This is a genomic window from Frigoribacterium sp. CFBP9029 (assembly GCF_034045305.1).
Lineage (GTDB): Bacteria > Actinomycetota > Actinomycetes > Actinomycetales > Microbacteriaceae > Frigoribacterium.
Genome location: NZ_JAXCWB010000002.1, coordinates 27,702 through 39,930 on the forward strand (window position 1 = coordinate 27,702; position 12,229 = coordinate 39,930).

13 protein-coding genes are annotated in these 12,229 nt (G+C 69.9%); 8 read left to right on the forward strand and 5 right to left on the reverse strand.

Annotation, left to right across the window (positions count from 1 at the left end; all coding sequences use genetic code 11):
- The first annotated feature begins 904 nt into the window (after nucleotides 1-904).
- The 7 genes from SOM11_RS02660 to SOM11_RS02690 all read left to right on the forward strand — a co-directional run bounded on the left by SOM11_RS02660 (nucleotide 905) and on the right by SOM11_RS02690 (nucleotide 5,340).
- Nucleotides 905-1,465: an ImmA/IrrE family metallo-endopeptidase gene (locus SOM11_RS02660; RefSeq protein WP_320477122.1), complete on the forward strand. Its 561-nt coding sequence runs from the start codon at nucleotides 905-907 to the stop codon at nucleotides 1,463-1,465.
- A 472-nt stretch (nucleotides 1,466-1,937) separates the two neighbouring features.
- A complete protein-coding gene (locus SOM11_RS02665) occupies nucleotides 1,938-2,138 on the forward strand; it encodes a hypothetical protein (RefSeq protein WP_320477123.1) in 201 nt (66 codons plus the stop codon).
- 106 nt (nucleotides 2,139-2,244) lie between these two features.
- Nucleotides 2,245-2,604 carry a GntR family transcriptional regulator gene (locus SOM11_RS02670; protein ID WP_320477124.1) on the forward strand — a complete coding sequence of 120 codons (360 nt, stop codon included), beginning with the start codon at nucleotides 2,245-2,247 and terminating at the stop codon, nucleotides 2,602-2,604.
- Entirely contained in the window at nucleotides 2,601-3,527 is a 927-nt protein-coding gene (locus SOM11_RS02675; RefSeq protein WP_320477125.1) for an ABC transporter ATP-binding protein, read from the forward strand. The genes SOM11_RS02670 and SOM11_RS02675 overlap by 4 nt, the downstream gene beginning before the upstream one ends.
- Nucleotides 3,524-4,237, forward strand: a complete 714-nt coding sequence (locus tag SOM11_RS02680) for a hypothetical protein (protein WP_320477126.1) — start codon at nucleotides 3,524-3,526, stop codon at nucleotides 4,235-4,237. The genes SOM11_RS02675 and SOM11_RS02680 overlap by 4 nt, the downstream gene beginning before the upstream one ends.
- Nucleotides 4,238-4,312: 75 nt before the next feature.
- Nucleotides 4,313-4,834 (forward strand): GNAT family N-acetyltransferase, encoded by a 522-nt coding sequence (locus tag SOM11_RS02685; protein ID WP_320477127.1) that lies wholly within the window; start codon nucleotides 4,313-4,315, stop codon nucleotides 4,832-4,834.
- Between the two features lie 92 nt (nucleotides 4,835-4,926).
- Nucleotides 4,927-5,340 carry an SRPBCC family protein gene (locus SOM11_RS02690; protein ID WP_320477128.1) on the forward strand — a complete coding sequence of 138 codons (414 nt, stop codon included), beginning with the start codon at nucleotides 4,927-4,929 and terminating at the stop codon, nucleotides 5,338-5,340.
- Nucleotides 5,341-5,385: 45 nt separating this feature from the next.
- Here the strand turns inward: SOM11_RS02690 and SOM11_RS02695 are convergent, their stop codons facing one another.
- The 4 genes from SOM11_RS02695 to SOM11_RS02710 all read right to left on the reverse strand — a co-directional run bounded on the left by SOM11_RS02695 (nucleotide 5,386) and on the right by SOM11_RS02710 (nucleotide 9,535).
- On the reverse strand, nucleotides 5,386-6,585 hold the full coding sequence (locus tag SOM11_RS02695) for an ATP-binding protein (RefSeq protein WP_320477129.1): 1,200 nt from the start codon (nucleotides 6,583-6,585) through the stop codon (nucleotides 5,386-5,388).
- Between the two features lie 55 nt (nucleotides 6,586-6,640).
- Nucleotides 6,641-7,009 (reverse strand): hypothetical protein, encoded by a 369-nt coding sequence (locus tag SOM11_RS02700; RefSeq protein ID WP_320477130.1) that lies wholly within the window; start codon nucleotides 7,007-7,009, stop codon nucleotides 6,641-6,643.
- 82 nt (nucleotides 7,010-7,091) lie between these two features.
- Nucleotides 7,092-8,327 (reverse strand): chromate efflux transporter, encoded by a 1,236-nt coding sequence (chrA, locus tag SOM11_RS02705; protein ID WP_320477131.1) that lies wholly within the window; start codon nucleotides 8,325-8,327, stop codon nucleotides 7,092-7,094.
- Between the two features lie 62 nt (nucleotides 8,328-8,389).
- Nucleotides 8,390-9,535: a glycerol dehydrogenase gene (locus tag SOM11_RS02710; RefSeq protein ID WP_320477132.1), complete on the reverse strand. Its 1,146-nt coding sequence runs from the start codon at nucleotides 9,533-9,535 to the stop codon at nucleotides 8,390-8,392.
- A gap of 107 nt (nucleotides 9,536-9,642) precedes the next feature.
- On the opposite strand from SOM11_RS02710, the gene SOM11_RS02715 reads away from it, so the two are divergent.
- Complete coding sequence (locus tag SOM11_RS02715; RefSeq protein ID WP_320477133.1) at nucleotides 9,643-10,599, forward strand: alpha/beta hydrolase fold domain-containing protein; 957 nt, start codon at nucleotides 9,643-9,645, stop codon at nucleotides 10,597-10,599.
- Nucleotides 10,600-10,607: 8 nt separating this feature from the next.
- Here the strand turns inward: SOM11_RS02715 and cls are convergent, their stop codons facing one another.
- Entirely contained in the window at nucleotides 10,608-12,077 is a 1,470-nt protein-coding gene (cls, locus tag SOM11_RS02720) for a cardiolipin synthase (protein ID WP_192060233.1), read from the reverse strand.
- Between the last annotated feature and the right edge of the window lie 152 nt (nucleotides 12,078-12,229).

Genomic DNA, 12,229 nt, shown 5'->3' on the forward strand with positions numbered 1-12,229 from the left:
TGCGACTTGCCCCATGCGCCCCGGCTCCAAGTGCTTTGGCGAGTGTTCCGTGCGCCGGCGCGCTCAGCCTGGAGACGCGGCAGAGTGCTCGAGGTCCGGGTCCGACCGTGACGGCCCGGCACCGTGTCCCTCCTGCTGACTGACTCGCAAGCTACGGCACCGGGGCCGCCGACAACAGCTGTTGGCGCTGACGACTTCGCCCTGACAGGTGCGTCGTTGGCCCGGGTTCTCGCGTTGGCTCTGATGCTCCTGGCCATCGGGGCGGCCCTCGTCGTCCGCCATCGCCGCTCAGCCGCCTAGAAAAGATGCCGGCGGTCTTGCCCGACCACGAACAGCTGACTCCCGTCCGGCTGCCGGCTGTGCAGCGTTCGGCCAAGGTCGCATCTCAGTGAGCCGTGTCTCTGGCCCTCCGAATCCGCTCAATCGACAGCAGTCCCGACTGGCGTCAATAGATCCTGTTGGCGGCGTCCTCGTTCTTCGCACGGGAGCTCGACCCGCGACTGCCGTGTGATCCAGATCATCGACGAACATCGGGACCGCTTCGGGGTCGAGCCGATCTGTCGTGTGCTCACCGAGAACGGCGTCCCGATCGCCCGTCGGGCTACTACGCGTTCAAGATGCGGTCGCGATTTGCTCGAAAACTCGCTGACCAAGCACTGGTGACCGAGATCGAGCGGGTGTTCTGGGATCGGCACCTAGGTCGCGGTGCGCGGAAGATCTGGCGGTTGCTGCACCGTGCAGGCGAAGCCTGTCGACGCTCGCCATAGAGTTGTCAGACTGGATCAAGGCAACCCATGACTCGCCAGCGCCGGCCGTCCCAGAGGTGCAGGACTGGAGTCGCTCAGACGACGAGCTCGCCCCGGAGCAGGCCGCAGAGGCTGTCCGTGGTGCATTGGGACTCGGCGTGGCGACCATCAAGAACTTGCTGCAGCTCCTGGAATTGAAGGGTGCGAAGGTCTACTCCGATGGTGGCCCTCTGCAGGCCATCGACGCATTCTCGTTCCGTCACGGCGCAACGCCGGTCGTCTTCCTCAATGTTCACAGATCCGCCGAGCGTCTTCGATTCGACCTGGCACATGAGCTGGGCCATCTCGTCATGCACGGGGAATCGCTCAACGTTGAATCCGGCAAGGAGAAAGAGCTGGCGGCCAACGACTTTGCAAGCTCGTTCCTGATGCCGCGTTCCGATGTCATCGGCGCCATTCGCGGCAACAACCTGATGCTCGAAGACGTGCTGATGCTGAAGCGATGTTGGCGCGTCAGTCCAATGGCGCTCAAGCTTCGTGCCCACCGGCTCGGCGTCATCTCTGACTGGACTTACAGCACGCTCGCCAAGCAGCTCTCGATGGCCGGCTTCCGCCGCGGTGATCCGGGATCTGACCTTCGCCCTGAGTCGTCCAGTCTGCTCACCCAGGTCATGAGCGACATGCGCGGCCGCAGCCAGGCCTTCGCGGAGCTCTCCTGACTTCTCGACGTCCGTGCGTAGGACGTCCAGGACCCTATGCTCGGGATCGTTGCGTTCTCCATCCAGGGCGGTGGCGTCGTGCGGTTGAGGAGCACGGGCTACCTTCGCGATGCGTCGCTCGCGCCGGTCGCCGACCTGAATGCGTGACGCAAACGGTCCTAGTTCCGATTCAGCGCATGACGGTGCTTCGTGCGCCGTCAAAGCTCCGTGCTCGTGTTGGTGTGGTGTTGGTCAAGGGCTGCGCACCGCTGCTTTCTCTTGCACGCAGCTGCACTCCTCACCCCATAAAACCGGCACTTCTGCGCAACAGGCGGCAACAACGTAGGCCCCGCGCCACGTTTACACCGTGGATGTCATCGGTTCGAGCCCGGTAGGGCCCACCAGAGAAGTCCCTGGTCATCTACGTCATCGCGATCGGCGTCGATGCCGGTGGTCTCTTGACGGCGGCCCTTCGGCGAGAGACCGTAGAACCATGGATACCGACGACGGCCGACGCACGAAGCGGTCCGTGGCCCTGTTCCTGCTGATCGTCGCGTCGCTCGTGGCCATCGCTGCAGTGACACTGCTCGTGATCGATCCCTCTCGCACGAGCATGTACTTCACGTTGGTCGGCGCACTCGTCACGATCTATCTCAACGCGCGGATCCTCAAGGGCGATCCGACCGCCCGGTAGGCGGAGTCCGCAGCCTCGAGGCGGACGAGATCGCCGCCTCCTTGACACGATCGCTCCTGGTCAATAGGTTCATTACTGAACCAACTAACCAATGAGGAGGGTCGCCGTGTTCGAGGAGAGCAGCCCGATCTTCCAGCAGCTGGCCGACCGCATCGCGGACGACGTGCTCGCCGGCACCTACGCGGAAGAGCAGCAGGTGGCGTCGACGAACGAGTTCGCAGCGTTCTACCGCATCAACCCGGCTACGGCGGGCAAGGCGATGAACCTGCTCGTCGACCGCGGGGTGCTCTACAAGCGACGGGGCATCGGCATGTTCGTGGCCCCCGGCGCCCGTGACCTGCTCGTCGAGCAGCGTCGTGCCCGTTTCGCCGAGCAGTACGTCCGACCGCTCGTCCGCGAGGCCGCCGCGCTCGGCATCGACGCTGCAGCCCTCACGCGCATGATCAATCAGGAGGATCCGTCATGAGCACCGCCGTCGAAGTCTCCGGGGTGCACCGCACCTACGGGTCGACCACCGCCCTCCGGGGCGTCAGCACGACCGTCCGGGAGGGCGCCATCTGCGGCCTGCTCGGCCGCAACGGGGCGGGGAAGACCACCCTGCTCTCGATGATCGCCGGGCAGGAGCGTCCGAGTTCGGGCACGGTCCGCACTCTGGGGCACGACCCGGTCGAGAGCGTGGAGGTCCTGTCGCGCACCTCCTTCGTACGGGACAGCCAGCGCTGGCCCGACGACTTCCGCATCGGTCACGTGCTCTCGGTCGCCCCGGCCTTCCACGCCGGCTGGGACCCGGCACTGGCGCGCGACCTCGTGGCCGACCTGCGCGTTCCGACTCGGACACCGATCAAGAAGATGTCGCGGGGTCAGGCCTCGAGCGTCGCGATCGTGCTCGGGCTCGCATCGCGGGCGCCGCTCACGATCTTCGACGAGCCCTACCTCGGCCTCGATGCCACCGCTCGCCAGATCTTCTACGATCGCCTGCTCGCCGACTACGCCGAACACCCCCGCACCGTCCTGCTCTCCACCCACCTCGTCGACGAGTCGGAATCCCTGTTGGAGCAGGTCGTCGTGCTCGACGAGGGACGGGTCGTCCTCGACGCCGACGTCGACACGGCTCGCGCCTCGGCCTGGACGGCGGCAGGAGCCGCAGGTGCGGTCGATCGGGTCGTCGGCTCCCGGCGGGTGCTCGCCCGGCACGCCCTCGGCGGACTCGCCAGCGTCACCGTGGCGGGGAGCGTCGACGACGCCCTCCGGCGCGAGGCCCGCGAGGCCGGGGTCGAGCTGGGATCCGTGTCGCTCCAGCAGTTCGTCGCAGCGCTGGGCGCCGGTACGCCGTCGCCCGGCGTGGGCGACCGTGCCGAATCCGTCACCACCGAAGGAGCCCTGTCGTGAGCCGTGCCACCGCCGTCGTCCGACTCCAGCTCGTGCGCCGCACGACATGGTTCCTCGTGCCTCTCGCCATCATGCTCGTCGCAGGTGTGGCGACCGTGATCATCCAGCTCGCCATCCAGCGCGCCACGGGGATGTCTCCGAGCTCGCCCGGCTACGCCGACAGCGCTCGCAACAATCCGGCCCTCGCCTGGTCCGTCTCCGGGTACCTCGTGGCGACGGGGGTCGCCAGCATCTCGTCCGTGTTCCCGGTGGCGTCGTCGCTCGGCACCACACGCCGCGGCTTCGCGGCGGGCACGTTCCTCACTCACGCGCTGGTGTCCGCCTACCTCGCCGTCGTCGCGGCCGCGATGCTCGGCCTCGAGCTGCTCACCGGCCATTGGTTCGTCGGCATCTACGTCTTCGACACCGCCATCCTCGGCGCGGGGAACGTCGTCGTACTGCTGCTCGTGATGTTCCTCGGCTCGCTGACGGCGTTCACGGTCGGTGCGGTCTTCGGCGGGGTCTGGCTGCGGTTCGGCCCGCGCGGCCCTCTTGGAGTAGCCGTCGTCGCGGTCCTCGTGCTCGCAGGCCTCCTCCTGGCGCTCGCCCCGTCGCTCGCCGACATCGCTGCGGCGTTCGAATTCTGGTGGCTCGCCGTCGTGGGTGTCGCGCTGGTGCTCGTCGCCGCAGGAGGCACGAGCCTGTCGCTGCGCGGAGCGAGCGTCCGATAGATGGAGGGGGAGAGGCGCTCGTCACCCGAGGTCCCGACGGTGACGGGTGTCCGGCCGGTCGGCGATGCTCAGGGCGTGTCGTGGCCGCGAGCCGATGCCCTGCGATCGGCTCGTCTCTCGCTGGAGCCGCTCGCCGTGAGGCACGCGAGCGAGATGACGAGGGTACTGGCGCCCCTGGTGCTCTACCGGTTCACCGGTGGGGAACCCCCGACGTACGACGAGCTCGAGGCGCGCTACCGACGTCAGGCGAGAGGCCGGTCCGACGACGGACGCGCCGGGTGGTTGAACTGGATCATCCGGCCCATCGGCGGCGGGCCGGCCATCGGATTCGTCCAGGCGACGCTCACGCGCAGGGGCGTCGAGCTCGTCGCCGACCTCGCGTGGCTGGTCACCGTGTCGGAGCAGGGCCGGGGGCTGGCGCGGGAAGCGGGTTCGGCGGTCGTGGCGTGGTTGCCGTCGATCGGCGTCGGACGCCTGCAGGCTCACGTCCATCCGGACCACACGGCGTCAGCACGTGTGGCCGAAAGGCTCGGGCTCGCACCGACGACGACCCTCGTCGACGGAGAGGTGCTCTGGGAGGCCATCACTGCTCCATGACCCGATGGTGGGAACATGCCCGCCAGCCCACGGCCGAGCGTCCGGCTACGAGTCGGATGCGAGCACGAGTCCTGAGCTGCTAGCTTCCGGGCATGACCTGGCCCGCCGTCCACATCTCGCGCTCGCTCGTCCACGATGTCACCACGGTGTCCCGCGTCGCCGGGGACCCTGCGAACCTCCCCGAGTGGGCGGCCGGTCTGAGCACCGGTATGCGTCAGGAGGGCGGGCGGTGGATCACGGACTCGCCCCTGGGCGTCGTCGAGGTGACCTTCACCGGGCCGGTCGAGCTGGGGATCCTCGACCACGACGTGACCCTGCCCGACGGATCGGTGGTGCGGAACCCCTTCCGCATCGTCGCCAACGACCAGGGCAGCGAGGCCGTCTTCACCCTGTTCCGCCGTGACGGCATGTCGGAGGAGGAGTTCCAGGCCGATGCTGACGCGGTCCGCCGAGACCTCGACCAGCTCGCGGTGCTGCTCGCCGAGCGTTTCCCGCCCGCCCGGTAGACGATCGCGTCGTCGACCCAGTCGACGCTGACTGGACGAGGTCGGTCAGCGGGCGCGGCCCGTGCGCCGGCGGACGTAGTCCGCGAAGCCGGGGACGGAGAACTCGAGCTCGCCGTAGACGGGCGCGTGGATGATGCCCTTGCGGATGATGCGGTCGCGGGTGGTCGCCACCTGCGTCAGCGACTTGCCCAGCTCGGCCGCCACCGCACCGGACTGGACCCGAGGCGAGACGCTCGGCCGGGGACGGGCGTCGTGCCCACCGTCGGGCGACGCGTCGGCCACGGCGACCATGGTGTCGACGTACTCGCGTTCGCGCTCGGAGAGCCGGTCGTAGCGCGCGGAGTACAGCCCCGCGTCGAGCTGCCGCTGCACGGCCGGGATGGCTTCGTCGACGTGCGTCGACTCGATCCGAGCGGCGCCGGCGGCGCAGGTCCACGACTCGCTCGCGTAGAGCTGGAGGAAGTAGGGGTACCGATCGGCGAGCTCGAGGACCCGCTCGAGCGCGTCGTCGTCCCAGATGGTGCCGAGGTCGAAGGCGGGATCGGTGACCGCCGCGCGTGCGTCCGACTCGCCCAACCGGTCGATCAACTCGAAGCGGAACCGCTCGGCGTAGGTGTTCGCCTTCGACAGCTCGGACGCGAGGTAGGGCAGACCGGCGCCGATGAGCACGATCGGTTCGTCCTTGAGCGCCGACAGGGCCTGGACGAGGACGGCGATGTCCCGTTTACGGAAGACCTGCAGCTCGTCGATCAGAAGGGCCACGCCGACCCCGTTCTGACTGGCGTCCCGTCCGAGCAGTCGGAGGAACCGGACCAGTTCGGGGAACGGGTCGGAGTCGTCGCGTCGAGGTGAAGCGGCATCGACGGCGAAGGTGAAGCCGGTCGGCCCCAGCGACAGCTTCATGCCCCCGATCGAGTGCGCCCCCGAGGACAGCGCCTTCCGGAGTCTGCCCTGCGTGAGGTCGGCGCTGTCCCGGACGATGGACCTCACGGCGACACCCGGTTCGACGTCGCGCCGCACCTCGTAGTAGCCGGCGAGCCATCCTCTGGAGCGCAGCACGGCGCCGACCTCCTGGAGGAGCGACGTCTTGCCCACTCCTCGCAGGCCGGTGAACACGACGGGGTTCGACGAGCGGCCCGCCTCGACGAGCTCGGCGAGAGAGCCGACGACCGCCAGCTGGGACTCCCGACCGATCAGGGTCGGCGGTCGGGTGCCGGCGCCGGGCGTGTACGGGTTGAGAGTCACGGAGTCTCCTGAGCGAATTTGCTATAATATAGCAAATCTCCGCACTGCTCCCGGGTCAGTCGTTCGGGAGGGGGATCGGCGTCGGGTTCTGATCGTCGTTCGTGCAGAACGTCGTCTCGGTGGGGCTCACGTCGGGGTCGCAGATCCTGACGTCCACGTCCTCGCCGTCGATCTCGAGGGTGATGTGGAAGGCGCCGTACGCCACAGCCTCGTAATCCTCGCCGGAGAGGTCGGACCCGTAGGCCTCGTACGTCTCGTTCAGGTGCTTCGCCGCCTCCTGCGATTCCGGTTCGGACTGGTCCACCAGACCGCACGACGTGAGCATCGTGACGGTGGCGAGCGCCGCGGCGGCTCCGAGCGCGAGACGGGTCAGGCCTGCGGACCGGCGGGGGAGGGAGGCGGTGGTGGAACCATTCGTCGTCATGTCGATGACGCTAGCGCCTTCCAGACCGACAGGTCTGCACCGAGCACCAGGCGGTCTCCGCCCGATGCACGTCGCATCGCGGTCAGCCGGCGCCTGGCGTCGATGTGAGCCCCGTCAGCAGCACACCGCCCCCGGCGGCGATCATCACGACGGCCCACGCCGGCACCCGCCAGACGACCAGCAGCACGAAGCAGACCAGGGCCAGGCAGAAGGCGCCGACGTCGGTCACCGCCGTGACGAACACCGGGTCGTAGAGCGCCGCGGCCAGCAGCCCGACGACGGCCGCGTTCGCCCCGCGGAGGAGCGCGCCGACGAGGCGGCGCCCCCGCACTGCATCCCAGAACGGCAGCACGCCCGCCAACAGCAGCAGCCCCGGCGCGAAGATCGCGAGGGTGGCCAGCAGGGCGCCGAGCGCGCCTCCCGGCCCGAGATCGGCGACGGCCCCGAGGTACGTCGCGAAGGTGAAGAGCGGACCCGGCACGGCCTGCGCCACCCCGTAGCCGGTCAGGAAGACGCCGTCGTCGACCCAGCCGGGCTCGACCAGCCCCGCGTGCAGCAGCGGCAGCACGACGTGACCGCCACCGAAGACGAGCGCCCCCGCCCGGTAGAAGACGTCGATCAGGGCGATCGTCTCGGACCGCGTCGCGGCGGCCAGCACGGGCAACCCGGCGAGGAGGGCGACGAAGAGACCCAGGCAGACCGCACCCGCCCGCCGACCGATCGGGAACGGCGCGGACCCGACCCGCGCCTCCTCGTCCGACCGGCAGAAGAGCAGCCCTCCTGCGAGCCCGACCGCGATCGCGACCAGCTGCCCGGCCGGGCCGGTCAGCGCGAGGGCGGCGACCGCGGCGACGACGGCGAGGGAGGCGCGGGTCGGGTCGGGCGCCAGCGACCGCGCCATCCCCGTCACGGCGTGGGCCACGACCGCCACCGCGCCGATCGTCAGTCCCCTCACGACGGCCGAGCCCACGGGCCCGTCGAAGGCCCCGAGGCCGAGCGCCACCGCGTACATCAGCAGGGCCGACGGCAGGGTGAAGGCGACGAACGCCGTCAGCGCGCCGAGCGGACCGGCGCGCAGCAGACCCAGCCCGAAGCCGACCTGGCTCGAAGCCGGCCCGGGCAGGAACTGCGCCAGCGCGACCAGCTCGCCGTACCGCCCGTCGGCGAGCCAGCGCCGCCGCTCGACCAGCTCGGAGCGGAAGTACCCGAGATGCGCGACCGGCCCGCCGAACGACGTCAGCCCGAACAGAGAGAAGACCCGGGCGACCTCGAGGGGGTGCCCTCGGTCGCCCGGGTCTGCGCTGTCACGTCTCGTCACGGGGTCATGATGTCAAACGCCGGTGACGCGTCGGTGCCTCGCCGGCCCGACGCCGCGTCGACTCAGTGCCCGGCGACGTACAGCTCGGGCTCGGGCAGCCCCTTCGCCGAGCGGATCGACCGCGACAGGCGCTCGATCGACACGAGCGCGGCGACCACGTCGGCGGACGTCACCGGGAACGGCATGTTGTGGATGGTCTCCGTCTCGACGGTAGCGGCCTCGGCCACGGCGGTCAGCTCGTCGAGGTCGTCCACCGTCAGGCCGATCTCGGTGAGCGTGTTCGGCAGACCGACGCGGGTGGTGAACTCGACGAAGTCCTCGATCTCGTCGCGGGGCGCCCCCTCGAGCACGAGCTGCGTCATCGAGCCGATGTTGACCTTCTGACCGTGCGTCAGCCCGTGGGTCTGCGGCGCCGCGGTCAGGCCGTTGTGGATGGCGTGCGCGGCGGCGAGTCCGCCCGACTCGAAGCCCAGACCCGACAGCAGCGTGTTGGCCTCGACGAGGGCCTCGAGGGCGGGCGTGACGACGCCGTCCTCCGCTGCGGCGAGGGCCGAGAAGGCGTTCTCGTGGATGATCCGCCACGACAGCTCGGCGAGAGCCGTGCCGGCCTGCGTCGGGAGGCCGCCGGCCATCGTGGTCGCGTGCGAGCGGGCCGAGGCGCGGGCCTCGAGCCACGTGGCGAGGGCGTCGCCGATCCCCGCGACGAGGAACTTGACGGGTGCGTTCGCGACGAGCTGCGTGTCGATCAGCACGAGGTCGGGGTTCCGCGGGAAGAACCGGTACTCGATGAACTCGCCCTCGTCGGTGTAGACGACGGCGAGCGCGGAGGTCGGCGCGTCGGTGGAGGCGACCGTGGGCACGCTGACCCAGCGGATGCCGGCGAGGTGCCCGGCGGCCTTGGCGGCGTCGATGGCGCTGCCGCCGCCGATCGCGACGACGACGTCGGCGGACGTCCCTCGGATGGTCTCGACGAGCTCGTCGATCGAGGCGGGTGTCGCGAAGCGGCCGAATCCGACGCGCTCGATGCGCAGGTCGGCCGACTCGAAGCTGGTGGTGACCGACTGCTCGACGAGACCCCAGACGACGTCGTCCGACACGATCAGCGGCTTCGAGCCGATCGGGGCGACGAACTCGCCGAGCCGGGTGATGGCGTCCTTGCCTTGGACGTAGCGGGCGGGGCTCATGACGGTGCGGATGGGAGTGGTCATCGTGCGGTCCTCTCTGGTGGTGCGTGTCGTCCCGACGGTACGCGCGCCTCCTTCGCGGCCCCTCCGTGCCCGCGTCACGGCCGGGGTGCGCGGGGTACGGTCGGCGCATGAGCACCCGCGGCCGTCGCCCAGCCCTCTCGTCCGACCTCCGTGCGAAGGTGCCGACGGCGGCGCGTCTCGTCGTGCCGCAGTCGGTGGTGGTGGGGTTCCTGCGTCTCACGGCGGCGAACCGGACCTTCGTCAGCGCGGCGGGCGCCCGTCGTCGCATCCGTGCGCGGTCGCTGCGCCCTGCGCCGTTCGGTCCGCCGAGCGCCCTGCGGTCGGACGTCCGCGTCGACGTCGAGCAGCGCGCCGGCTGGCCGGTGTACCGCGTCTCACGCCGCGACGGAGCGTCCCGCGGCACCGTGGTTTACGCCCACGGCGGCGGCTGGGTCGGCGAGATCGTGTCGCAGCACTGGCATCTCGCCGCGCAGATCGCGGCAGAGGCGGGCACCGCGGTCGTGCTCCCGATCTACCCCCTCGTCCCGTTCGGGACCGCCGAGGAGGCGCGGGTCGGCATCGTCGACCTCGTCACCACGGCGGATGGTCCCGTGGCTCTCGCGGGGGACTCCGCCGGCGGTCAGATCGTCCTCTCGGCGGCGTTGTCGCTGCGCGACGAGGGCGTCGTCGTGCCTCGGACGGTGCTGATCGCCCCCGCGCTCGACCTCACCTGGAGCAACCCGCGGATCCCCGAGGTCCAGCCGAGCGACCCGTGGCTCGGCACCCCCGGCGGGCGGGTGCTGTCCGAGCACTGGCGGGGCGGTCTCGACCTGCGCGACCCCACGGTCAGCCCGCTGTTCGGCGATCTCGCCGGGCTGGGTGCGCTGACCGTGTTCTCGGGGACGCGCGACGTCCTGAATCCCGACGCGCACCTCCTGCGCGACCGTGCTCGCACCGCGGGGGTCGACCTCGACTGGCACGAGGGTCGGGGGCGGATCCACGCGTACCCGCTGCTGCCGACACGGGCCGGCAGGGAGGCGCGGGTCGAGATCGTGCGGACGCTCCGGGAGACCCTCGCCGGGTGAGCCGCGGCCTACTGGACGGCGGCCGTGAGCCGGGCGACGTTGTCCAGCACCTGCAGCCCGGCGGGTCGTGACAGCCAGGCGGCGAGGGTGAGCTCGTGCGACCGCGAACGGTAGTCGTCCTCGATGAGACGCACCTCGTCGACGAAACCCGACCCGCGCACCATCAGCGAGACCTCGAAGTTGAGGCTGAACGAGCGCATGTCCATGTTGCTCGACCCGATGACGGCCACGTCGTCGTCGACCGTGAAGTGCTTCGAGTGCAGCACGGTCGGCTTCTCGTAGAGGAAGATGCGGACGCCCGCACGAAGCAGCGTCTCGTAGTACGAGCGCTGCGCGTGGTAGACCATGAACTGGTCGGCCACCTCGCAGGCGAACAGCTGCACGTCGACGCCCCGCTCGGCCGCCGTGGTGATCGCGTAGAGCATCGACTCGTCGGGCACGAAGTACGGGCTGGCGATGATCAGGCGCTCCTGGGCGCCGTAGACGAGCGCGTTGAAGAGGCGCAGGTTGTTCTCGCCGTCGAACCCGGGGCCGCTCGGCACGACCTGGCACTCGATGGTGTCCGGGCCCGTGCGCTGCTCGACGATCGGCTCGGCCTCCGCGTCGGTCGGCAGCTCGTCGGTCTCGCTGTACCAGTCGGTGATGAAGAGGGCGTTGAGGCCGATGGCGGCGGGCCCGTCGAGTCGCACCATGAGGTCCTTCCACTGCAGGCCCCGGCGCATGTTGCCCCGCTTGTTGTAGCTCGGGTCGATCATGTTCTGCGACCCGGTGAAAGCCACGTGACCGTCGACCACGACGATCTTGCGGTGGTTGCGGAGGTCGGGACGCCGCCACATGCCCTTCGTCGGGTGGAACGGCAGCATCTCCTCGAAGCGGATGCCGGCGTCGCGCAGCCAGCGGCGGGTGACTCGGCCCTGGGGGTTGCGGATGGTCGCCCAGTGGTCGTAGAGCACCCGCACCTTGACCCCGCGGTCGTGGGCGCGCTTCAGCGCGTCGAAGAAGAGGTAGGTCGTCTCGTCGCGGGTGAGGATGTAGAACTCGACGTGCACGTAGCGCTCGGCGTCGTCGACCGCCGCGGTCATCGCGGCCACCGAGTCGGCGTAGTCGGGCAGCAGCGTCGCGGTGTTGCCCGGGATGAGCGGCATGGCGCCGAGCGTGCGGTTCAGCTGCACGACGGTGCCGAACCACGGCGGCTGGGTGACCGTGGGCACCCGCGAGTCGAGACCCTGCGTGTTCTCGAGGATGAGGCTGTTGATCTCGCGCTGCTTGTCGCGGCGGTCCTGTGGCAGCTTCGTCGAGCCGATCAGCCCGAAGAGGACGCTGCCGGGGATGGGCGCGACGAAGATCGCCATCAGCCACGCCATCGCCGAGCTCGGGCGCCGATTGCGGGGGACGAGCACCACGGCCACCACGCGGATGACGATGTCGACGACGAGCACGACGGTCGGGAAGGCCTTGAGGACTCTGCGCCAGGTCATGCGTCGATCCTCGCAGGCCCGGAGGTCCGGCGCGTCTGCCTGGCCGACTTCGGCTGTTGCACTCTGGCGCCCAGAGTGCAATAGTGCATCTCGGGCATTCCGCCCTCGGCATCGGCGCCGCACCATCGGGACGACGATCGAGCAGGAGGCGC

Bases quoted from the DNA above. Each gene is read 5' to 3' on its own strand.
- SOM11_RS02665 (WP_320477123.1), top strand. From the start codon at position 1,938: ATGGATACCGACGACGGCCGACGCACGAAGCGGTCCGTGGCCCTGTTC.
- SOM11_RS02675 (WP_320477125.1), top strand. From the start codon at position 2,601: ATGAGCACCGCCGTCGAAGTCTCCGGGGTGCACCGCACCTACGGGTCG.
- SOM11_RS02690 (WP_320477128.1), top strand. From the start codon at position 4,927: ATGACCTGGCCCGCCGTCCACATCTCGCGCTCGCTCGTCCACGATGTC.
- SOM11_RS02700 (WP_320477130.1), bottom strand. From the start codon at position 7,009: ATGACGACGAATGGTTCCACCACCGCCTCCCTCCCCCGCCGGTCCGCA.
- SOM11_RS02710 (WP_320477132.1), bottom strand. From the start codon at position 9,535: ATGACCACTCCCATCCGCACCGTCATGAGCCCCGCCCGCTACGTCCAA.
- SOM11_RS02715 (WP_320477133.1), top strand. From the start codon at position 9,643: ATGAGCACCCGCGGCCGTCGCCCAGCCCTCTCGTCCGACCTCCGTGCG.
- cls (WP_192060233.1), bottom strand. From the start codon at position 12,077: ATGACCTGGCGCAGAGTCCTCAAGGCCTTCCCGACCGTCGTGCTCGTC.